This window comes from Mycolicibacterium parafortuitum (genome assembly GCF_002086815.1).
Classification (GTDB): domain Bacteria; phylum Actinomycetota; class Actinomycetes; order Mycobacteriales; family Mycobacteriaceae; genus Mycobacterium; species Mycobacterium parafortuitum.
Genome location: NZ_MVID01000014.1, coordinates 78294 through 100272, shown reverse-complemented (window position 1 = coordinate 100272; position 21979 = coordinate 78294). Strand labels below are relative to the sequence as shown.

Annotated in this window: 21 protein-coding genes and 1 pseudogene; 17 read left to right on the top strand and 5 right to left on the bottom strand. The window is 68.2% G+C overall.

Annotated elements, in window-relative coordinates; all coding sequences use genetic code 11:
- Positions 1–978 carry a helix-turn-helix domain-containing protein gene (locus tag BST38_RS16335; RefSeq protein ID WP_083144385.1) on the bottom strand — a complete coding sequence of 326 codons (978 nt, stop codon included), beginning with the start codon at positions 976–978 and terminating at the stop codon, positions 1–3.
- 267 nt (positions 979–1245) lie between these two features.
- Between BST38_RS16335 and BST38_RS16330 the strand changes: the two genes are divergently transcribed.
- Positions 1246–1890, top strand: coding sequence for a response regulator transcription factor (locus BST38_RS16330; protein ID WP_083144384.1), 645 nt, complete (start codon positions 1246–1248; stop codon positions 1888–1890).
- A 1-nt stretch (position 1891) separates the two neighbouring features.
- Positions 1892–3088, top strand: a complete 1197-nt coding sequence (locus BST38_RS16325) for a sensor histidine kinase (protein ID WP_083144383.1) — start codon at positions 1892–1894, stop codon at positions 3086–3088.
- 13 nt (positions 3089–3101) lie between these two features.
- On the opposite strand, the gene pntB is transcribed toward BST38_RS16325, so the two are convergent.
- Positions 3102–4544, bottom strand: coding sequence for a Re/Si-specific NAD(P)(+) transhydrogenase subunit beta (pntB, locus tag BST38_RS16320; protein WP_083144382.1), 1443 nt, complete (start codon positions 4542–4544; stop codon positions 3102–3104).
- Positions 4545–4556: 12 nt separating this feature from the next.
- Positions 4557–6113 (bottom strand): Re/Si-specific NAD(P)(+) transhydrogenase subunit alpha, encoded by a 1557-nt coding sequence (locus tag BST38_RS16315; RefSeq protein WP_083144381.1) that lies wholly within the window; start codon positions 6111–6113, stop codon positions 4557–4559.
- Between the two features lie 176 nt (positions 6114–6289).
- Between BST38_RS16315 and BST38_RS16310 the strand changes: the two genes are divergently transcribed.
- The 5 genes from BST38_RS16310 (at position 6290) to BST38_RS16290 (ending at position 10689) form a co-directional block, all read left to right on the top strand.
- On the top strand, positions 6290–7381 hold the full coding sequence (locus BST38_RS16310; protein ID WP_083144380.1) for an NAD(P)-dependent alcohol dehydrogenase: 1092 nt from the start codon (positions 6290–6292) through the stop codon (positions 7379–7381).
- Positions 7382–7445: 64 nt separating this feature from the next.
- Positions 7446–8312 (top strand): ABC transporter permease, encoded by an 867-nt coding sequence (locus BST38_RS16305; RefSeq protein ID WP_083144379.1) that lies wholly within the window; start codon positions 7446–7448, stop codon positions 8310–8312.
- Entirely contained in the window at positions 8309–9337 is a 1029-nt protein-coding gene (locus BST38_RS16300) for a taurine ABC transporter substrate-binding protein (RefSeq protein ID WP_083144378.1), read from the top strand. Before BST38_RS16305 ends, BST38_RS16300 begins: the two co-directional genes overlap by 4 nt.
- Complete coding sequence (locus BST38_RS16295) at positions 9321–10133, top strand: ABC transporter ATP-binding protein (RefSeq protein WP_083144377.1); 813 nt, start codon at positions 9321–9323, stop codon at positions 10131–10133. The genes BST38_RS16300 and BST38_RS16295 overlap by 17 nt, the downstream gene beginning before the upstream one ends.
- A gap of 139 nt (positions 10134–10272) precedes the next feature.
- Complete coding sequence (locus tag BST38_RS16290; RefSeq protein ID WP_083144376.1) at positions 10273–10689, top strand: hypothetical protein; 417 nt, start codon at positions 10273–10275, stop codon at positions 10687–10689.
- On the opposite strand, the pseudogene BST38_RS29550 reads toward BST38_RS16290, so the two are convergent.
- Positions 10659–10769: pseudogene (locus BST38_RS29550) on the bottom strand (CAP domain-containing protein); the annotation flags it as partial. The gene BST38_RS16290 and the pseudogene BST38_RS29550 sit on opposite strands and share 31 nt — an antisense overlap.
- Before the next feature lie 151 nt (positions 10770–10920).
- Between BST38_RS29550 and BST38_RS16285 the strand changes: the two are divergent.
- The 4 genes from BST38_RS16285 to BST38_RS16270 are packed head-to-tail and all read left to right on the top strand — an operon-like array spanning position 10921 to position 13731.
- Positions 10921–11622: a TetR/AcrR family transcriptional regulator gene (locus BST38_RS16285; protein WP_083144375.1), complete on the top strand. Its 702-nt coding sequence runs from the start codon at positions 10921–10923 to the stop codon at positions 11620–11622.
- A gap of 43 nt (positions 11623–11665) precedes the next feature.
- Positions 11666–12394 (top strand): DUF72 domain-containing protein, encoded by a 729-nt coding sequence (locus BST38_RS16280; RefSeq protein ID WP_083144374.1) that lies wholly within the window; start codon positions 11666–11668, stop codon positions 12392–12394.
- A 44-nt stretch (positions 12395–12438) separates the two neighbouring features.
- The gene (locus BST38_RS16275) at positions 12439–13263 is read left to right on the top strand and encodes a mechanosensitive ion channel family protein (RefSeq protein WP_083144373.1); all 825 of its coding nucleotides are present in this window, start codon (positions 12439–12441) and stop codon (positions 13261–13263) included.
- Between the two features lie 30 nt (positions 13264–13293).
- On the top strand, positions 13294–13731 hold the full coding sequence (locus BST38_RS16270) for an SRPBCC family protein (protein ID WP_083144372.1): 438 nt from the start codon (positions 13294–13296) through the stop codon (positions 13729–13731).
- A 28-nt stretch (positions 13732–13759) separates the two neighbouring features.
- On the opposite strand, the gene BST38_RS16265 is transcribed toward BST38_RS16270, so the two are convergent.
- Positions 13760–14449 (bottom strand): GntR family transcriptional regulator, encoded by a 690-nt coding sequence (locus tag BST38_RS16265; RefSeq protein ID WP_083144371.1) that lies wholly within the window; start codon positions 14447–14449, stop codon positions 13760–13762.
- A gap of 139 nt (positions 14450–14588) precedes the next feature.
- On the opposite strand from BST38_RS16265, the gene fadD5 reads away from it, so the two are divergent.
- The 6 genes from fadD5 to BST38_RS16235 all read left to right on the top strand — a co-directional run bounded on the left by fadD5 (position 14589) and on the right by BST38_RS16235 (position 21974).
- Positions 14589–16271, top strand: a complete 1683-nt coding sequence (gene fadD5 / locus BST38_RS16260; RefSeq protein WP_083144370.1) for a fatty-acid--CoA ligase FadD5 — start codon at positions 14589–14591, stop codon at positions 16269–16271.
- Positions 16272–16484: 213 nt separating this feature from the next.
- Positions 16485–17282 (top strand): MlaE family ABC transporter permease, encoded by a 798-nt coding sequence (locus BST38_RS16255; protein ID WP_083144369.1) that lies wholly within the window; start codon positions 16485–16487, stop codon positions 17280–17282.
- A gap of 1 nt (position 17283) precedes the next feature.
- The gene (locus BST38_RS16250) at positions 17284–18156 is read left to right on the top strand and encodes an MlaE family ABC transporter permease (RefSeq protein WP_083144368.1); all 873 of its coding nucleotides are present in this window, start codon (positions 17284–17286) and stop codon (positions 18154–18156) included.
- A gap of 4 nt (positions 18157–18160) precedes the next feature.
- A complete protein-coding gene (locus BST38_RS16245; protein ID WP_083144367.1) occupies positions 18161–19378 on the top strand; it encodes an MCE family protein in 1218 nt (405 codons plus the stop codon).
- Positions 19375–20406: a virulence factor Mce family protein gene (locus BST38_RS16240; RefSeq protein ID WP_083144366.1), complete on the top strand. Its 1032-nt coding sequence runs from the start codon at positions 19375–19377 to the stop codon at positions 20404–20406. The genes BST38_RS16245 and BST38_RS16240 overlap by 4 nt, the downstream gene beginning before the upstream one ends.
- Positions 20403–21974: a virulence factor Mce family protein gene (locus BST38_RS16235; protein ID WP_083144365.1), complete on the top strand. Its 1572-nt coding sequence runs from the start codon at positions 20403–20405 to the stop codon at positions 21972–21974. Before BST38_RS16240 ends, BST38_RS16235 begins: the two co-directional genes overlap by 4 nt.
- Positions 21975–21979: the final 5 nt, after the last annotated feature.

Sequence of the window (21979 nt, the reverse complement as noted above, 5' to 3'; positions counted from 1 at the left end):
TCAGCTGCGCAGGGTCTCGGAGGGGTTGCGGCCGTAGGCATCCCGATACATCGATGCGAATCGGCCGGTGTGTCCGAAACCCCAACGCGCCGCGACCATCTGGATCGTGGTGGTGGCCGGGTCGGCCTTCAGCAGATCGTGGTGCGCGTGGTCGAGCCGGACCCGGCGCAGATACTCCATCGGTGTCATGTCCAGGTTGCGGCGGAACATGTACTGCAGCGCCCGGGGTGTGACGTGGATGCTCGCGGCGATGTCGCCGAGCGCAATGTCGTTGTCTGCGTTGCTCTCGATGTACGCGATGGCGCGCCGCAGCAGCGGTGGGTTCGCGTCGACCCGGTCGGCGGAGGTGGGGTCGAAGCTCGCGTTGGACGGCAAGGTCTGCAGCACCACCGCGGCCAGCATCGACGCGGTCGTCGACGCGACCAGCGGTGTCGGCTCGACACCGTCGGTCTGTAGCACCGTGCGCACGTAGTCGATCGCGTCGTCGAGTTGGCGCTGCGCCTGCGGGGACACCGCACGGTGTCCGAGCAGTCGCACCCGGGTGTCCCGACCGCCCACCGGAGCCGCGACACGGTCGAGCAGCGCGGTGTCGAACATGGTGAGGTCGAAGGTTGCCTCGCACACCCGCCCTGAGTACGGCAGATCCGGCGGCGACAACAGCGCCACATCCCCGGGGGCGAACACGTCGTCGTCCTCGCCGATGAAGTTCTCCTCGATGTGCCCGTCGTGTACCCGGCACAGGCAGATCCGGCCGAGCGCCGCGGCGTCATAGGACATGTGGAAGTCGAGGGCGATCTCGTCGAAGGTGAGCGATCCGAGCCAATGGCGGTCGATCCGCGCCGCGGCGCGCTCACCCTCACCCGCGCCGATCTTCATCTTCGTGTACGCGCGCACCAGAAAATCCTCGGTCGCGCCGAGGTCGTCGCTTTCGAAATGCAGGGCATCGCCGTTGGGCATGGGCGACGGTGGTGTGTGCATGGTGCTACTCCGCAATCCGCGGTGGAGCGGCGGGGCATAGGCTTTACCCCCGTTCTCGGCCCACTTTACAGGCAACGATCAAATGTCCGTCAAGCGAACTGAGACGAACCGTCGAAACCGGCGTTTGGCTGCGCAGAGTCCGTCGAGGTGCCGAATATGTACCGCGCCGGAGCAAACCGGCACCGCGAGGGTGAAAGACCCAGCGCGACATACGGGTTCCGGTCCGATTTGACGCTTGCGTCGGCATTGCTGTGGGAAGCTGACCGGATGACCGGATCCGAAAAGGTGCGCGTGGTGGTCGGGGACGATCACCCGATGTTCCGCGAGGGTGTGGTGCGCGCGTTGCAGTCGAGCGGGACGATCGACGTCGTCGCCGAAGCCGACGACGGCACCGCGGCGCTGGCCGCGATCCGCGAACAGCGGCCACAGGTGGCGCTGTTGGATTACCGGATGCCCGGGATGGACGGCGCCGAGGTGGCCGCGGCCGTGCACCGCGACGAGCTGCCGACCCGGGTGCTGCTGATCTCGGCGCACGACGAGTCGGCGATCGTCTACCGCGCGCTTCAGGACGGGGCGGCCGGCTTCCTGCCGAAGGAGTCGACGCGCGGCGAGTTGATCAGTGCGGTGCTCGACTGTGCCAACGGACACGACGTCGTCGCCCCGAGGCTCGCGGCCGGCTTGGCCGGGGAGATCCGCCGCCGCGCCGAGCCGGAAGGCCCGGTGCTGAGCCCGCGCGAGCGCGAGGTGCTGACGATGATCGCTGCGGGCAGCACCATTCCGGCGATGGCCAAGGAGCTGTATCTCGCCCCCTCGACCGTCAAGACCCACGTCCAGCGTCTGTACGAGAAGCTCGGCGTCAGCGACCGTGCCGCGGCAGTCGCCGAGGCGATGCGGCGCAAGCTCCTGGATTAGCGTGACCGAGACATTCCGGTACCTGCGGTGGTGGCGCGACTTCCTGGCCAGTGAGCCGGTGCGCGTCTCCGCCGTGCTGCGGTTGCCCCTGATCGCGTTGATCGGTGTGCTGGTGTGGATCTGGGAGGTCAACCACTGGCTGCCCGAGCTGTACGCGGTGATCCTCGTCTGCTACGCCGTGGCCGCCGTCGCGTGGCTGTGGGCGGTGCTGCGTGGGCCGGTGCCCGGGTGGGCCGACTACGCCTCGAGCGCGGTGGACCTGCTCGTGATCGTGTCGCTGTGCATGGTGTCGGGCGGTGCGACGGCGGCACTGCTGCCGGTGTTCTTCCTGTTGCCGATCTCTGTCGCGTTCCAGGACCGGCCCCGGCTCACCGCGATCATCGGAACCATCACGGCGGTCGCGTATCTGGCGGTGTGGATCTTCTATTCCAAGCGCGACGACACCGTCGGTCTGCCCAACATGGTGTTCACCGAGTTCGGTTTCCTGGTCTGGATGGCGGTCGCGACGACGGCGCTGAGTTTCGTGCTGGCCCGCCGGGCCGCGCGGCTGCGGACACTGCAGCAGGTGCGGGTCCAACTCGTCTCGGAGGCAATGCAATCCGAAGAGCGGCACAGCCGCGAGGTGGCCGAACACCTGCACGACGGGCCGCTGCAGACGCTGCTGGCGGCGCGGCTGGAGCTCGACGAGGCGCGCGAACGCAATCCGGATCCGGCACTGGACGCGGTGTACGCGGCGCTGCAGGAGACCGCGGCGGGCCTGCGCTCGACGGTCACCGAACTGCACCCTCAGGTGCTCGCCCAGTTGGGGTTGACCGCCGGGGTGCGGGAGCTGTTGCGGCAGTTCCAGTCCCGGTATCTGCTCGAGGTCGAGGCAGAGCTCGAGGAGGTCGGCGCGCCCCACTCGCAGCCGCTGCTGTACCGGGCGGCCCGTGAACTGCTGACCAACGTCGCCAAGCACGCCGACGCGACCACGGTGCGCGTCAGCCTGTCCCGGCGCGGGGACCGGGTCGTGCTGACGGTCGCCGACGACGGGACCGGGTTCGATCCCGGCATCGTCGGAACCTCGTTGCAGCAGGGCCACATCGGGCTGGGGTCGCTGCTGGCGCGGTTCGACGCGATGGGCGGATCGATGCGGATCACCTCGGCCCGCGGGCACGGCACCGAGGTCGTCGCGACGTCCCCGCCCGAACCGGACTAGAGCGCCGTGACTGTCAGACCCGTTCGCCGACCGCCAGCGCCGCGTTGATCGCGTCGACCCGGTCCTTGGCGTCGCCGAACAGCATCTGGGTGTTCTCCCGGAAGAACAGCGGGTTCTGCACACCGGCGTAGCCCGAGGCCATCGACCGCTTGAACACGATCACGTTCTCGGCGTTCCACACCGTCAGCACCGGCATGCCCGCGATCGGGCTGCCCGGATCCTCCGAGGCGGCCGGGTTGACGGTGTCGTTGGCGCCGATCACGAGCACGACATCGGTGCCGTCGAAGTCGTCGTTGATCTCGTCCATCTCCAGCACGATGTCGTAGGGCACCTTCGCCTCGGCCAGCAGCACGTTCATGTGGCCGGGCAGCCGGCCCGCGACCGGGTGGATGCCGAAGCGCACCTCGACGCCGCGCTCCCGCAGCTTGCGGGTCAACTCGGCGACGCCGTACTGGGCCTGCGCGACGGCCATCCCGTAGCCGGGGGTGATGATCACCGACCGCGCGTTGGCCAGCAGTTCGGCCGTGCCGTCGGCGGTGATCTCGCGGTGCTCGCCGTAGTCGACATCGGACCCGCCGCCGGAACTCTCCATGCCGAAGCCGCCCGCGATCACCGAGATGAACGAGCGGTTCATCGCCTTGCACATGATGTAGGACAGGTACGCACCGGAGGAGCCGACCAGCGCACCGGTGACGATCAGCAGGTCGTTGCCGAGCAGGAAGCCGGCCGCGGCGGCGGCCCACCCCGAGTAGCTGTTGAGCATCGACACCACGACCGGCATGTCGCCGCCGCCGATCGAGGCCACCAGATGCCACCCGAGCAGCAGGGCCAGCACGGTGACCACGACCAGCAGCCACAGCTGCGGATCGATCACGAACCACACGGTCAGCGCCGCGAAAACCACCAGCGCGCCGACGTTGAGGAAGTTCTTTCCGGGCAGCATCATCGGCGCGCTCTTCATCTTCGCCGACAGTTTCAGGTTCGCCACGATCGAACCGGTGAACGTCACCGCGCCGATGAACACGCCGATCACGACCTCGCCGGAATGAATGCCGAGCATTCCCTCGGTGGCGAGCTTGGCGGCTTCAGCGCCGCCCGGGTCACCTTCGACGTGCAGGTAGCCGTTCCAGCCGACCAGCACCGCGGCCAGACCGACGAAGCTGTGCAGCAGCGCGATCAGCTCGGGCATGCCCGTCATCTCGACGATCTTGGCGCGCCACAACCCGATTCCGGCACCGATGGCCATCGCGGCGATCAGCAGCGCGAGGCCCAGTGGCTCGATGTGGCGGGCGAGTGCCAGCGCGATCGTCGCGACCAGCGCGACCGCCATCCCGGCAATGCCGAAAGTATTTCCGGCCCTTGAGGTTTCGTGCTTGGACAGCCCGGCCAGCGCCAGGATGAACAGCAGGGCTGCGACGACGTACGCCGCGGTCGCGGCGGTTTCCAGAGTGAACATGTCAGCGCCGTCCTAGCTTCTCGAGAACATTGCGAGCATGCGGCGCGTGACCGCGAAGCCGCCGAAGATGTTGATACTGGCCAGCAGGATCGCGATGAACGCGAGCGCCGTCACCACCGTGCCGTTGGCATAGTCCCCATGCCCGATCTGCAGCAACGCGCCGACCACGATGATCCCGGAGATCGCGTTGGTCACCGACATCAGGGGCGTGTGCAGTGCGTGGTGCACGTTGCCGATCACGTAGTAGCCGATCACGATCGCCAGCGCGAACACCGTCAGGTGCACCTGCAGCGCCGCAGGCGACAGCGCGATCAGCGCGAACAGCGCCGCCGCGGCGGTGAACGTGATCCCGAGCCTGCGGCCCATCGTCATCGGCGCCTTGGGCTCGGCCTTCGCGACCGGCGCGGCGGCCGGGGTGCTCGCCGGGGCCGCGGACACCTGAACCGGCGGCGGTGGCCACGTGATCTCCCCGTCGCGGACCACGGTCACCGAGCGCTGCACCACGTCGTCCCAGTCGAGGGTGAGCTGCCCGTCCTTCTCCGGGGTGAGCAGCTTGAGCAGGTTCACCAGGTTGGTGCCGTACAGCTGGGAGGCCTGAGCGGGCAGCCGCCCGGCCAGATCGGTGTAGCCGATGATGGTCACGCCGTTGGCGGTGACGACCGCCTCGTCCTTGACGGTGCCCTCGACGTTGCCACCGTTGGCCGCGGCCATGTCGACGATCACGCTGCCGGGCTTCATCGAGGCCACCATCTCGGCGGTGATGATGCGCGGCGCGGGCCGGCCGGGGATCAGCGCCGTGGTGATGATGATGTCGACGTCCTTGGCCTGCTCGGCGTACAGCGCAGCCTCGCGGGCCTTGTAGTCGTCGCCCATCTCTTTGGCGTAGCCCGTTGTGGAGACTTCAGCGACACCTTCCGCCGGGTCCGTGACCGCCAGGTACTCCCCGCCCAGCGAGGCGACCTGATCGGCCACCTCCGGGCGCGGGTCGGTGGCGCGCACGATGGCGCCCAGGCTGCCGGCCGCGCCGATCGCCGCGAGCCCGGCGACACCGGCGCCGACCACCAGCACCTTGGCCGGCGGGACCTTGCCCGCTGCGGTGACCTGGCCGGTGAAGAACCGGCCGAAACGGTGGGCGGCCTCGACGACCGCGCGGTAGCCGGCGATGTTGGCCATCGACGACAGCACGTCCAGCGACTGCGCCCGCGAGATCCGCGGCACCGCGTCCATGGCCAGCACGGTCACCGGCCGGGTCGACAGGGCCTCGAGCAGCTCGGGCTTGAGCGCCGGGGAGATCAGGCTGATCAGCGTCGCGCCGTCACGCAGTCCGGCGATCTCGGCGTCGGTGGGGGCGTTGACCTTGAGCACCACGTCCGAGGACAGCACCTGGTAGGTGGACCCGATTTCGGCGCCGGCCTGGGCATACGCGTCGTCGGAGAAGCTCGAGGCCGCCCCGGCGCCGCTTTCGACGACCACCTGATAGCCGAGCTTGATGAGTTGCCCCACCGTCTGTGGGGTCGCGGCCACCCGCGTCTCTCCGGGGAGGGACTCTCTGGGTATCCCGATGATCATCGATACAGATCCGATCTAGGTCACGGCGCCCCGACGTGTCGCCGTCGGGGACGTTGGAAACTGACAGTGTAAGAGGTCCGTGCGGCCCGGCCCGCACTCCCTAGAGCCGCTAACCATCGCTGCGCGAACCCGTGTTTGCCGTTGACGGGTGTCAAGCAGGCGATACCGTGACCCGCATGCCCCAGGCCACGCCCGCGCTGCTGTCGTACGCGCCCTCGGACCCGTTCGCCGTCGCCGAGGTGCAGGTCGACGATCCGCGTGCGGATGAGATCCTGGTGCGGATCGAGGCGGCCGGGATCTGCCACACCGATCTGGTCAATCGCGTTGCGGGAAAGTCCGATCGGCCGGTGCTGCTCGGGCACGAAGGTGCCGGGGTCGTCGAAGAGGTCGGCAGCGCAGTGACTTCGGTGAAGCCCGGCGACCGCGTGGTGCTGTCGTTCCGGTCCTGCGGTCGCTGCGCTACCTGCGCCGCGCAGCGACCGGCCTACTGCCGCAACGCAGTTGCCCTCAACCAGTTCGGTCGACGCGCCGACGGGACCGCCCGGGTCACCGTCGACGGCCGGCCGGTGCGGGACGGATTCTTCGGTCAGTCCAGCTTTGCCGGGTACGCGCTGACCACCGAGGACAACACCGTGGTCGTCGGACCCGACGTCGATCCGGTGCTGGCCGCACCACTGGGTTGCGGATTCCAGACCGGCGCCGGTGCCGTGCTGAACCTGATGCGCCCGCGTCGGGGCAGTACGCTGGCCGTATTCGGCGCCGGCGCAGTGGGTTTGGCGGCAGTACTGGCCGCGCTGGCGGCCGGTGTCGAAGCCGTTTTGGTGGTCGAACCCTCGCCGCAGCGCCGCACGCTCGCCGAAAAATTGGGTGTGGCACAGGCTTTGGCGCCCGGAGATGATCCGGTGCCGGTGATCAGGGAGATGACCGGCGGGGGAGTGGACTACGCGTTCGACACCACCGGACGGCCGGAGGTGCTCGCCGACGCGGTCGCCGCGCTCGCGGTCGGTGGATCGGCCGTCGCGGTCGGGCTCGGCTCCGGCGTCCCGCAGATCGACGTGCGCGATCTGGTGCTGCGCGGCAAGAGCGTGCACGGTTGCCTCGAGGGCGATTCGGTTCCGTCGGTGTTCATCCCGCAGCTGCTGGAGTTGCATGCGGCCGGCCGCTTCCCGATCGAGACGCTGGTGACGCCGTTCGCGTACGGTGACATCGACGACGCGCTCGCCGCCCAGCACGCCGGCGACGTCGTCAAACCCGTCCTGACTTGGTGACCGGGTTTCGCTCGCGCTGATCCTAGCTATTCCGACACGGTGACGTTTCCGTCAATGTCTGCCGGTGTCCGTTTTCGTCGATATCGCACCGGACGCCGGGTCGCCGGCGGTCGGCGGTGACGCGCGCTCGGGCGGGGGCCGGTGGCGTGGCCGGCTGACCCGTGCGGTGCTGCCGCTGCTGTCGGTGCTGGTATTCGGCGTGGTGTGGCAGATCGCGGCGGCCAGCGGCGTCTGGAACCAGACGTTCGTCCCGTACCCCGCGACGGTGTGGAACGCGTTCATCGACGTCTCGACCACCCACGACGGGGTTCGCGGCTACGCCGGCTACCTGCTGTGGGAGCACCTCTACATGACGCTGCGCCGGGTGTTCGCCGGCGTGCTGATCGGGGTCGCACTCGGGGTCCTGCTCGGGCTGGTGATGGGTTCGGTGCCCTGGCTGCGCAGCGTGCTGGAACCCTGGCTGACCTTCCTGCGGGCGCTGCCGCCGCTGGCGTACTTCTTCCTGCTGGTCATCTGGCTGGGCATCGACGAGGCGCCGAAGATCACGCTGCTCGCCCTTGCCGCACTACCCGCGGCGGCGGTCGCGACCACCGCGGCCGTGGTCGCCGCACCGGTCGGGTTGACCGAGGCCGCGCGCGCCCTCGGAGCCTCCCGCAGCCAGGTGATCCGCGACGTCGTCATCCCTTCGGCACTGCCCGAGACGTTCACCGGGATCCGGCTGGCCGTCGGGATGGCGTACTCCGCGGTGGTCGCCGCCGAGCTGTTCAACGGCATCCCCGGCGTCGGCGGCCTGGTCAAAGACGCGAGCAACTACAACAACACCCCCGTCGTGCTGGTCGGCATCTTCGCCATCGGATTCTCCGGCCTGGTCATCGACGGTCTACTGCGCGCCGTAGAGAAGCGCAGCGTCCCCTGGAGAGGAAAGATATGAAACTGAAGGCCCTTCTCGTCGCGCTGGTCGCGGGCATGCTGGCGCTGACCGGGTGCTCGGTCGACACCGCCGGCAATGACCCCGAGAAGCCCACGATTCGTATCGGCTACCAGACGTTCCCGAGCGGCGATCTGATCGTCAAGAACAACAAGTGGCTCGAAGAGGCGCTGCCCGACTACAACATCAAGTGGGTCAAGTTCGATTCGGGCGCCGACGTGAACACCGCGTTCGTCGCCCGGGAACTCGACTTCGGCGCGCTGGGCTCCAGCCCGGTGGCGCGCGGATTGTCCGAGCCGCTGAACATCCCGTATCAGGTCGCGTTCATCCTGGACGTCGCCGGTGACAACGAGGCGCTGGTGGCGCGCAACGACTCCGGCGTCACCACCATCGCCGACCTGAAGGGCAAGCGTGTCGCGACCCCGTTCGCGTCGACCGCGCACTACAGCCTGCTGGCCGCGCTGAACCAGAACGGGCTGTCGCCCGCCGATGTTCAGCTGATCGATCTGCAGCCGCAGGCCATCCTGGCCGCGTGGGAGCGCGGGGACATCGACGCCGCCTACAGCTGGTTGCCGACGCTGAACGATCTGCGCAAGAGCGGCAAGGACCTGATCACCAGCCGTCAGCTCGCCGCCGAGGGCAAGCCCACGCTGGACCTGGCCGTCGTGTCCACCGAGTTCGCCGAGGCCAACCCGGATGTCGTCGACACGTGGCGCAAGCAGCAGGCTCGCGCGCTCGACGTGCTGAAGAACGACCCGTCCGCGGCCGCCAAGGCGATCGCCGCCGAGGTGGGCCTGACCCCGGAGGACATCGAGGGCCAGCTGACGCAGACGGTGTTCCTGACCCCGCAGGAAGTCGCGTCGGCCGAATGGCTCGGCACCGACGGCGCCCCCGGCAACCTGGCCGCGAACCTGCAGAGCGCCTCGGAGTTCCTGGCCGAGCAGAACCAGATCCCTTCCGCCGCAACGCTCAAGGCATTCCAGGATGGGCTCTACACCAAGGGACTGCCGGGTGTCCTCACCGAGTGAGACCGAAGCTGTCGCTTCACCCCGCCGTAGCGGTGCGATCCAGATCAAGTCGGTATCGCACCGCTACGGGCGGGGCCGCGACGAGGTCACCGCATTGGGTCCGGTCGACCTGACCGTCGATCCCGGGTCGTTCCTGGTTCTCGTCGGCGCCTCCGGCTGCGGGAAGAGCACTCTGCTGCGGCTGCTGGCCGGATTCGAGTCGCCCACACAGGGTTCGGTGCACATCGAGGGCCGGCCCCCGACACCGGGCGTGACCGCCGGTGTGGTCTTCCAGCAGCCGCGGCTGTTCCCGTGGCGCACTGTCGGCGGCAATGTCGACCTGGCGCTCAAGTACGCAAAAGTCCCGCGCGACAAGCGTGTTGAGCGCCGCGAGGAGCTGCTGGGCCGGGTCGGGCTGGCCGGAACCGCCGGCCGCAGGATCTGGGAGATCAGCGGCGGGCAGCAGCAGCGGGTCGCGATCGCACGGGCGCTGGCCGCCGAGACACCGCTGTTCCTGCTCGACGAACCGTTCGCCGCGCTGGACGCGCTGACCCGGGAACGGCTGCAGGAGGACGTCCGCCAGGTCAGCGCCGAGTCGGGTCGCACCACGGTGTTCGTCACCCACAGCGCCGACGAGGCGGCGTTCCTCGGTTCCCGGATCATCGTGCTGACCCGCAGGCCGGGGCAGGTGGCGCTGGACATCCCGGTCGAGTTGCCGCGCACCGGTGTCGACCCCGACGAGTTGCGCCGGTCGCCGGAGTACGGGGAGTTGCGGGCCGAGGTGGGTCGCGCGGTGAAGCGCGCCGCCGCGGCGTAGCCGCGAATCAGGCCGCCGCGGCGTAGCCGCGAATCAGGTCGGGGCGGCGTAGCGAGCCAGGTCTCGAAACGGCACCGATCAGGGCACGAGATGAAATTCCCCGTGCGTCGGACGTGACGCGCCCCGCACGATTATCGGCGTGAGCAAGGTTGTCGAACGCGGAGTTGCCCGATGCCCGCGCTGTGTCGCGGTTGCCGATTACGTCTTCGTGGAGATGTCAGACCACGGTCCGCGGGGACTGCGTTACGAGGTGCGCTGCCGCAAGTGCGGTGAGCGGTACAGCGAGGACAGCAGGGCGGTCGCGAATCTGCCTGCGGTCGTGGAGATGACGCTGCACTGGCCGCCGGACTGCGAGCCGGTGCCTGCCCGCGATTGGTCCAAAGAGGTCCGCGAGAAATGGTCGGTCGCGGCCGAACGGGGCAAGAGCGAAATCGATGCGCTGGGCAAGCAGGCACATGCGGCCATCGAACTCACCCGGGAACTCACCCGGGCGTGGCTCGACGAACGCCGAGCGGCGCGGCTGGATCAGACCGGCGGATACGCCGGCGGCGGATAGACGCCGCGCAGGATCCAGGCGAACCAGTTGATGCCGTACTCGAGCTCGTCGCTCGCGTCGTAATCCGGATTCGGATCCACCGCGCCACCTCTCCGTCACCTGTCGCCACCACGGCGGTCTGGCACGAGTCTAGACCTGCGTGCCCGGCGGCGACACCGCATCGGCCTAGACTGAACCAACCAGTTAGTAGACCGTCCTCGCACGGTCCGCCGATGCCTATAGTGAGTCGCCATGTCTGAACGTCCTGTGACATCCCCCGCGCCCTCCGGGTCGACCAACGGGATGTCCCGCCGCGAGGAATTGTTGGCTGTCGCGACCAAGCTGTTCGCCGCCCGCGGTTACCACGGCACCCGGATGGACGACGTCGCCGACGCCGTCGGCCTGAACAAGGCCACGGTCTACCACTATTACGCGAGCAAGTCGCTGATCCTCTACGACATCTACAAAGGTGCCGCCGACTTCACCGTCGACGCGCTGCACGACGATCCGAGCGCGTCGGCCCGCGAGACGATCTACCACTTCACCCGCCGCCTGCTGGTCGGCATCGCCAACGACATCGAACGCGCGGCGGTGTACTTCCAGGAGGGCCCGTACATCTCGGAGTGGTTCACCGAGGAGCAGGTCGAGTACATCCGGGCGAGGGAGACCCAGGTCTACGAACACGTTCGCGACGTGATCGACCGGGGCATCGCCAGCGGCGAGTTCTACGAGTGCGACTCGCATGTGCTGGCGCTCGGCTACATCGGTATGACGCTGGGGTCCTACCGCTGGCTGCGGCCGCACGGCCGGCGCAGCGCGCAGGAGATCGCGGTCGAGTTCAGCACCGCCCTGCTGCGCGGTCTGATCCGGGACGAGACGGTGCGGGTGGAGTCACCGCTGGGCGTCGGGATCGACGGCGCCTCCGAGCCGCGGGTCCTACAAGAAGAGGGTTAGTACCCCCGAGAGCAGGCGCCTCGAACCCGGGTACCTAACCCCGGTGAGCGTCAGAATCGGCACGTCGGGGTGGGCGTACAACCATTGGCGCAACGTGCTCTACGAGCCGGGGCTGCCGACCACACGGTGGCTGCAGCGCTATGCCAGCGAGTTCGACACGGTGGAACTCAACGGCAGCTTCTACCGGTGGCCGTCGGACGCGCAGTTCGAGAAGTGGCGAGACCAACTGCCGCCGGGTTTCGTGATGGCGGTCAAGGCCGCGCGCGGACTCACTCACGCCCGGCGGCTGCGCTCACCGGAGGTGTGGGCCGAACGCCTCGACCGGGGCTGGCGGGCGTTGGGGGAGCGCCGGGGCCCGCTGCTGGTCCAGCTGCATCCCGCCCTCGCACGTGACGACGAGCGCCTCTACCACTTCCTCGACGTGATGGCCGACGACATCCCCGTCGCCGTCGAATTCCGGCACCCGTCCTGGGACGACCCGGCCGTCTACGAGGTCCTCGAGAGCCACGATGCCGCCTACGTCGTGATGAGCGGTGCGAACCTGCCGTGCATCCTGAAGGCGACCGCGTCGTTCGTGTACGTCCGGCTCCACGGACCCGACCCGCAGGAGATGTACGGCGGCTCCTACAGCGCCGACGACCTGCGGTGGTGGGCCGACCGGATCTCCGAGTGGGTGGCTCAGGGCAGGGACGTCGCGGTGTACTTCAACAACGACCTCGGCGGCCACGCGGTGCGCAACGCCCGCGATCTGAAGGTCGCGCTCGGGCGGTAGCGGCCCGTTTGGACGGACTGGCCCAGGGGAAGTAGACGTCAGACATGGACGGCATCTGGCAATGGCTCGCGACCACGGGCCTGCGCATCACGCTCGTCGTGCTGTTCGCGGTGCTGGCCACGCGCTTGATCCGCTGGGTCGCCGACACGGTGAGCCGGCGGATCGCCCGAAGCGATGAGCAGAACTCCACCGTGCGCTCGGAGAGCGTCAAGCACCGCCAGGCTGTCGCGTCGGTGATCTCGTCGGTGTCGATCGCGATCCTCTACACCGCGGTCGGCCTCGACATCGCGAACGAACTCGGACTGCCCGTCGGCTCGCTGGTCGCTCCCGCCGCGGTGCTCGGCGCCGCGCTGGGGTTCGGTGCCCAGCGCATCGTGCAGGACCTGCTCAGCGGGTTCTTCGTGATCACCGAGCGCCAGTACGGATTCGGTGATCTGGTCGAGCTGACCGTCAGCGCAGGCGGCACGGCCACCGGCACCGTCGAGGCCGTGACCCTGCGCGTGACCAAGCTGCGCACCAGTGAAGGCGAGGTGTACACCGTCCCGAACGGCACCATCGTCAAGGCGCTGAACCTGTCCAAGGACTGGGCCGGCGCCGTCGTCGACGTGCCGGTGTCCAGCGCCGTCGACATCAACAGGGTCAACGACGTGCTGCGCGGGGTCGCGGCGGCCGCGATGGATGACGACGAAATGCCCGGCCTGCTGCTCGACGAGCCCCAGCTGATGGGGGTCGAGAGCATCGAGGTCGGCACCGTCAACGTGCGGATGGTGGCCAGAACCCTGCCCGGCAAGCAGTTCGAGGTCGGACGCCGACTGCGGGCTCTGGTGGTCTCGGCGCTGCGCCGCGAGGGCATCGCGACGGCGGCGTGAGGCCGCGCGGCGAGTCGTTATGCTCTGCCAATGCCTCTGGTGAGTAAGACCGTCGAGGTCTCCGCGCCCGCCGAGACGATCATGGCGATCGTCGCCGACTTCGAGAAGTACCCGGAGTGGAACGAGGAGATCAAAGGGTGCTGGATCCTGGCCCGCTACGACGACGGGCGGCCCAGCCAGCTGCGCCTCGACGTCGTCGTGCAGGGGCAGTCCGGCACGTTCATCACCGCGGTCTACTACCCGGGCGAGAACCAGATCTTCACGATGCTGCAGCAGGGCGACCACTTCACCAAGCAGGAGCAGCGGTTCGCGGTGGTTGCGATGGGCCCGACGTCGCTGCTGACCGTCGACCTCGACGTGGAGGTCAGCATGCCGGTGCCCGCGGCGATGGTGAAGAAGGTCATCGGGGACACCCTCGACTACCTCGCCGGCAACCTGAAGGCCCGCGCCGAACAGCTCGCGACTTAGCCTCTTCGCCGCCCTGTCGGCCGCCGCGTCAGCGCCAGAGCCCGACCTGCTCCAGCCACGCGGTGAGCCGGGCCAGCGCATCGGTGAACTGGCCTCTGGTCAGCTCCACGACCCGGTCGGTGTCGCGGGCCCGCAACGCGTCGATCAGTTCGGTGTGACTGGCCACCGCGAGCGCGCCCCAGTCGTCGTCGGCGGCGAACAGCTGCGGCGGCAGGTACCGCGCGGCGTGCAGCAGAAACCACGCCAGCTTGATCCGCCCGCCGGCCCGGTTGAACGTGCGGTGGAAATCGAACTCCGACTGGGTGATCCGCTCCAGGTCGCGCGCGTCGACGGCGGCGGCCAGCTGCGCGTTCAGCCGCGCCAGCTCCTCGATCTGGTCGTCGGTGATCCGCCGCGTGGTGGTCGCGGCGAGTTCCTGGGCGATCGTGGACTGCAGCCAGAAGATGTCCTCGATGTCGCTGCGCGACAACGGGATCACCCGGTGGCCGCGGTGCGGTTCCAGTTCGACCATGCCCTCGCCGCGCAGGGTGCGCAGCGCCTCGCGGACCGGGGTGATGCTCACCCCGAGGCGCGCCGCGGTCTCGTCGAGGCGGATGAACGTCTCGGGGCGCAGCGCCCCGGTCATGATCTCGGCCCGCAGCCGCGCCGCGACCTCGTCGGAAAGCTGCTCCCTGCGCACGACTGTCCCCGAGGTGCGGGTTCCGGTGGGGGCGTTCATCGGTGCCGCCTTTCCGGGAGGCCGGGGGTCTGCTTTCGGAGGACGCGAAAAGGCTTGTTCCGACGTGCACGGGATCATAGTGTGACCGGAACAACATCATGTTTGATCAAATGTCATACTTCCGCAAATCCCTTTCGGAATGGAGCGCAAGCCGTTGACCGACCCCACAGGCCTTTTCGGCTCACCGACCGAGCAGCCGAATCTCGCGCGCCGACGGAACTGGACCAATCAGCTCAGCCGCCACGCGTTGATGCAGCCCGGCGCCCCGGCGCTGAGGTTCCTCGGCCGGACCACCACGTGGGGTGAACTGGACCGGCGTGTGACGGCTCTGGCCGGCGCGCTGCACGAACGCGGAGTCGGCTTCGGCGACCGCGTGCTGATCCTGATGCTCAACCGCACCGAGTTCATGGAGGCGGTGCTCGCCACCAACAAGCTCGGGGCGATCGCGGTGCCGGTGAACTTCCGGATGACGCCACCCGAGATCGCGTTCCTGGTCTCCGACTGCGCGGCCACCGTCGTCATCACCGAGTCGGTGCTGGAGAACGTCGCGACCGCGGTCCGCGACATCGATCCGATGCTCGCGACGGTCATCGTGGCGGGCGGTGCGACCGGCGACGGCGTGCTCGACTACGACGAGGTGCTGGCGGCCTCGACGCAGGAACCGCCGCTGGTCGACATCCCCGACGATTCGCCCGCGCTGATCATGTACACCTCCGGCACCACCGGGCGGCCCAAAGGTGCGGTGCTGACCCATAGCAACCTGACCGGGCAGGCGATGACGCTGCTGTTCACCAACGGCGCGGACATCAACCACGACATCGGCTTCATCGGAGTGCCGTTCTTCCACATCGCCGGCGTCGGCAGCATCGTCTCCGGGCTGCTGCTGGGCCGGCCGACGGTGATCTACCCGCTGGGGGCGTTCGACCCGAACGAACTGCTCGACGTCCTGGAGGCGGAGAAGGTGACGGGGATCTTCCTCGTGCCCGCGCAGTGGCAGGCGGTGTGCGCGGCCCAGCAGGCCAAGCCGCGAGACCTGAAGCTGCGCTTCCTGTCCTGGGGTGCGGCGCCCGCGTCCGACACGCTGCTGCGGCAGATGTCGGAGACCTTCCCCGGTGCGCAGATCCTGGCCGCCTTCGGCCAGACCGAGATGTCGCCGGTCACCTGCATGCTGTTGGGCGACGACGCGCTGCGCAAACTCGGTTCGGTCGGCAAGGTCATCCCGACGGTGGAGGCGCGCATCGTCGACGAGGACATGAACGACGTGCCGATCGGTCAGGTCGGTGAAATCGTCTACCGCGCATCCACGCTGATGGCGGGCTACTGGAACAACCCGAAGGCCACCGCCGACGCGTTCGCCGGCGGCTGGTTCCACTCCGGTGACCTGGTACGGCAGGACGAGGAGGGCTACATCTGGGTCGTCGACCGCAAGAAGGACATGATCATCTCCGGCGGCGAGAACATCTACTGCGCCGAGGTCGAGAACGCGCTCGCGGCCCACCCCGAGATCGTCGAGGTCGCCGTGATCGGGCGTGCCCACGAGAAATGGGGGGAGGTCCCCGTTGCTGTGGCCGTGCTGCGGAGTTCGCCAGGATCGCCCCTCGGGTCGCAGCTGGTTCTGGACGATCTTGAACAGTTCCTCGCGGACCGCCTCGCGCGCTACAAGCACCCGAAGGTCCTCGAAATCGTCGACGCGCTACCGCGCAACCCGGCGGGCAAGGTCCTCAAGACCGAACTGCGGTCCCGGTTCGGCGCCACGGCCGGCGTTGACGCCGGCGAAAGCTCCACTGCAGCAACAGCTTCTGCCGGTAAACAGGGAAGCTGACGGATGCCCGCGAGGTCGGCTAACGGTTCGGGCTTCAATCACGTCGTTGCGGTACATAGGGGCTGTGCCATCGGGTACAGTCCTGTGGTCTGTATTACTACTGACCGGTAGGAAGACCGGGCTAACACGGATGGGGATCAGGCTGGAAGGGAGCGTGCGACACGTGCTGCCAGTGCGCTGCGCCAGTGGTGGGGTCGTCGCGGGAGCCCGCCGTTGACGACGACTTCGGGCCTGCCGGGGTACATCCGCGAGCAGGTCAAGCCCGGTTTGGTCGCTGTCGGCGGCTTCGTGCGCATGTGCGTGCTCACCGGCAAGGCATCGCTGCGTAGGCCGTTCCAGTGGCGCGAATTCATCCTGCAGAGCTGGTTTTTGCTGCGAGTCGCCTTCCTGCCCACGGTCGCGGTGTCGATCCCGCTGACCGTGCTGCTGATCTTCACGCTGAACATCCTGCTCACCGAGTTCGGCGCGGCCGACATCTCCGGCGCGGGTGCCGCGCTCGGCGCCGTCACGCAGCTCGGCCCGCTAGTAACCGTGCTCGTGGTGGCCGGTGCCGGTTCGACGGCCATCTGCGCCGACCTCGGCGCCCGGACCATCCGTGAGGAGATCGACGCGCTCGAGGTGCTGGGCATCGATCCGATCCACCGCCTCGTCGTCCCCCGCGTGATCGCCTCGACGTTCGTCGCGATGCTGCTCAACGGCGCCGTCATCACCATCGGTCTGGTCGGCGGCTTCATCTTCGGCGTGTACCTGCAGAACGTGTCCGCGGGCGCCTACGTGTCCACGCTGACGTTGGTGACAGGCCTTCCGGAAGTCCTGATCTCGCTGGTCAAGGCGCTCACCTTCGGTCTGATCGCAGGTCTGGTCGGCTGCTACCGCGGCCTGACCGTGGCGGGCGGGGCCAAGGGTGTCGGCACCGCGGTGAACGAGACGCTGGTGCTGTGCGTGATCGCGCTGTTCGCGGTCAACGTGGTGCTTACGACCATCGGTGTTCGATTCGGGACGGGGAGCTGACGTGTCCGATACCGCAGCAGTCATCCGGTCCAGGTTCCCCAGGGGCGTCGCCCGTGCCGAGCGGATCGTCGGCGCGCCGTCGCGCGGGCTCGACAGCATCGGCCACGTCGCGTGGTTCGTCGTCACCGCGGTCGGCTCGATCGGCCACGCAATTCGGTACTACCGCAAGGAAACTCTGCGCCTGATCGCCGAAATCGGTATGGGCACAGGCGCGATGGCCGTGGTCGGCGGCACCGTCGCGATCGTCGGCTTCGTCACGCTGTCGGGTTCGTCGCTGGTCGCGATCCAGGGCTTCGCGTCGCTGGGCAACATCGGTGTGGAGGCGTTCACCGGATTCTTCGCCGCGTTGATCAACGTGCGGATCGCCGCGCCCGTGGTCGCGGGTCAGGCATTGGCGGCCACGGTGGGCGCGGGCGCGACCGCCGAACTCGGCGCGATGCGGATCAGCGAGGAGATCGACGCGCTCGAAGTCATGGGCATCAAGTCGATCTCGTATCTGGTCTCGACGCGCATCATGGCCGGCTTCGTCGTGATCATCCCGCTCTACGCGATGGCGATCATCATGTCGTTCCTGTCGGCGCAGGCCACCACCACGATCTTCTACGGCCAGTCGTCCGGCACCTACGAGCACTACTTCCGCACGTTCCTGCGGCCCGACGACGTGTTCTGGTCGTTCGTGCAGGCGATCATCATCTCGGTCATCGTGATGCTGAACCACTGCTACTACGGCTTCTACGCCAGTGGCGGTCCGGTCGGTGTCGGCGAGGCCGTCGGCCGGTCCATGCGCGCGTCGCTGGTCGCGATCGTGTGTGTGGTGCTGTTCGCCTCGTTGGCGCTCTACGGCGTCGACCCGAACTTCAACCTGACGGTGTAGCGCCATGACCGCACCGATGAACTCGAGACGCGAACCGCCGTACAAGATCGCCGGCGTGGTGCTGGCGCTGGTCACCATCGCCGTGCTGGTGCTGGTGTACCTGCAGTTCCGTGGCGACTTCCTGCCGCGCACCCAGCTCACCATGATCTCGGCCCGGTCGGGTCTGGCCCTGGATTCGGGTTCGAAGGTCACCTACAACGGCGTCGAGATCGGCAAGGTCGGGCAGGTCGAGGAGACCAGTGTCGACGGCGAGCCGCGGGCGAAGATCATCCTCGAGGTCAACCCGAAGTACCTCGACCTGATCCCGCGCAACGTCAACGCCGACATCACCGCGACGACGGTCTTCGGCACCAAGTACGTCTCGTTCTCGACGCCGGACAACCCGGTGGCCCAGCGCATCACGCCGTCCGACGTGATCGACGTGACGTCGGTGACCACCGAGTTCAACACGCTGTTCGAGACGGTCGTCGACATCGCCGCGCAGGTCGACCCGATCAAGCTGAACCAGACGCTGACCGCGACCGCGCAGGCGTTGGACGGTCTCGGCGACCGCTTCGGCCAGTCGATCATCAACGGCAACGAGATCCTCGCCGAGATCAACCCGCAGATGCCGCAGATCCGCCGCGACAACCAGCTGCTGGCCGACCTCGGCGAGGTCTACGCCGACGCCGCCCCGGATCTGTTCGACGGCCTGCAGAACGCGGTCACCACCGCCCGCACGCTCAACGCGCAACGCGGCGACGTCGACCAGGCGCTGATGGCCGCGGTCGGGTTCGGCAACACCGGCGGTGACGTCTTCGAGCGCAGCGCACCGTATCTGGTGCGCGGCGCCAAGGACCTGATCCCGACCACGGCGCTGCTCGACAAGTACAGCCCGTCGATCTTCTGCATGATGCGCAACTACCACGACGTGGAGCCGAAGATCGCCGACGCCCTCGGTGGCAACGGCTACTCCCTGAAGACGCACTCGCAGGTGCTCGGCCTCGGCGCGGGCAACGCCTACGTCTACCCGGACAACCTCCCCCGCGTGAACGCCAAGGGCGGACCGGGCGGACGCCCGGGCTGCTGGCAGCCCATCACCCGCGACCTGTGGCCGGCGCCGTTCCTGGTGCTCGACACCGGTGCGTCCATCGCGCCGTACAACCACATGGAACTCGGCCAGCCGCTGTTCACCGAGTACGTCTGGGGACGCCAAGTCGGGGAGCACACGATCAACCCATGAAAATCACCGGTACCGCGATCAAGCTCGGCGCCTTCGCGCTGGTGCTGCTCATGTTCACCGCGCTCATCATCGTGGTGTTCGGTCAGGTGCGCTTCGACCGCACCACCGGTTACACGGCGATCTTCAGCAATGCCAGCGGTCTGAGGTCCGGTCAGTTCGTCCGCGCCTCCGGCGTGGAGGTCGGCAAGGTCGAAGGCGTCACGCTGATCGAGGGCGGGTCGAAGGTCAAAGTCGACTTCGCCGTGGACCGTTCGCTGGAACTGTTCGACGAGACCACCGCCTCGGTCCGGTACCTGAACCTGATCGGCGACCGCTACCTGGAACTGTCCCGCGGCGACAGCAACACGAGAATGCCTGCGGGCGGCACCATCCCGGTCGAGCGGACCCAGCCCGCACTGGACCTCGACGCGCTCATCGGTGGCTTCCGGCCGGTGTTCCAGTCGCTGGAGCCGGAGAAGGTCAACACCATCGCGCAGTCGATCATCACGGTCTTCCAGGGGCAGGGCGGCACCATCAACGACATTCTCGACCAGACCGCGTCGCTGACCGCGGCACTGGCCGACCGCGACCAGGCCATCGGCGAGGTGATCAACAACCTGAACACCGTGCTGGACACCACTGTTCGTCATCAGCAGCAGTTCGACGACACGGTCAAGAATTTCGAGGTGCTGATCACCGGGCTGAAGAACCGGGCCGATCCGCTCGCCACCTCGGTCGCCGAGATCAGCGATGCCGCGGGCACGATCGGTGATCTGCTCGCCGACAACCGGCCGCTGCTGCAGAGCACGGTCAGCAAGCTGGAGTTGTTCCAGCAGCCGCTGGTCGATCAGCGTGATGAGCTCAACCAGCTGCTGGAGAAGCTGCCCGACGCGCTGGCGATCATCGGTCGCTCCGGCGGTGTGTACGGCGACTTCTTCAACTTCTACGCCTGCGATGTGACCCTGAAGCTCAACGGTTTACAGCCGGGAGGACCCGTCCGCACGGTGAAGGTCTGGAGCCAGCCCTCGGGTAGGTGCACGCCGCAATGAGAGTCCTCGAAGGTTCCAACCGCCTCCGCAGCGGGTTGATGGGCATCATCATCCTGATCCTCGTGATCGGGGTGGGGCAGAGCTTCGCGAGCGTGCCGATCCTGTTCGCCAAGCCCACCTACTACGCGGAGTTCAGCGACACCGGCGGCGTCAACGCCGGCGACAAGGTCCGTATCGCCGGTGTGGACGTCGGAGATGTTCGGTCGCTGGAGATCGACGGCGACCGGGTCCTGATCGGCTACTCGCTGGGTGGCACCGAGATCGGCACCGACAGCCGGGTCGCGATCCGCACCGACACCATCCTGGGGCGGCGCAACCTGGAGATCGAGCCGCGCGGAACAGAGCCGTTGCGCGCCAACGGGGTCCTGCCGCTCGGGCAGACGACCACGCCGTACCAGCTCTACGACGCGGTCTTCGACGTCAGCAACAACGCCGCCGGCTGGGACACCGCGACGGTGCGCGACTCGCTGAACGTGCTCTCGGAGACCATCGACCAGACCTATCCGCACCTGAGCGCGGCACTCGACGGGGTCGCCAGGTTCTCCGACACCATCGGCAAGCGCGACGAGCAGATCAAGCAGCTGCTCGCCAACGCCAACAAGGTCGCCGGGGTGCTCGGCAACCGCAGCGAGCAGATCAACCAGCTGTTCGTCAACGCGCAGACGCTGCTGGCCGCGGTCAACGAACGCAACTACGCGGTGAGCCAGCTGCTCGAGCGCGTCAACCGGTTCTCGTCGCAGGTCCGCGGTTTCATCGACGACAACCCGAACCTCAACCGCGTCCTCGAGCAGCTGCGGGTGATCAGCGACATCCTCAACGAGCGCAAGCTCGACCTCACCGACACGCTGTCGTCGCTGTCGAAGTTCATGGTGTCCCTCGGTGAGGCGCTGGCTTCGGGCCCGTACTTCAAGGTCATGCTGGCCAACCTGGCCCCGTACTGGATCCTGCAGCCGTTCGTCGACGCCGCGTTCAAGAAGCGCGGGATCGACCCGGAGGAGTTCTGGCGCAACGCCGGCCTGCCCGCGGCCCAGTTCCCGGATCCCAACGGGGTGGGCTTCGAGAACGGCGCCCCGCCACCGGCCCCGGTCGCGATCGAGGGCACCCCCGAGAATCCGTTCCCGGCGGTGCCGCCAGGCTCGCCGTGCTCGTACACCCCGCCCGCAGACGGGCTGCCCCGTCCGGGCAACCCGCTGCCGTGCGCGGGCCTCACCCAGGGTCCGTACGGTGACGTGCCCGGTGGGTACCCGCCGCCGAACGTCGTCACCTCGGCGCCGAATCCGCATGGCCCGCAACCGTCTCCGGGCGTCCCCGCGGCGGCCATCCCGGGTCAGATGTCCCCGAACGTGCCCGGCGCGCGTCCGCCGCTGCCGGAGGCGCCGCCGGGTGCCCGCACCGTGCCGCTGGCCCCGCAGCCGTCGGCGCCGGACTTCACGCCGGGTATCGCACCGCTGCCGCCGGCGCTGACCGGTCCGCCACCGCCCGCGGGCCCCGGCCCGTCGCCCGGCCCCGCGGGGCAGCCGCTGCTTCCGGGCAATCCGCCGTTCCTCCCACCGGGATCGCAAGGGTAGGAGGG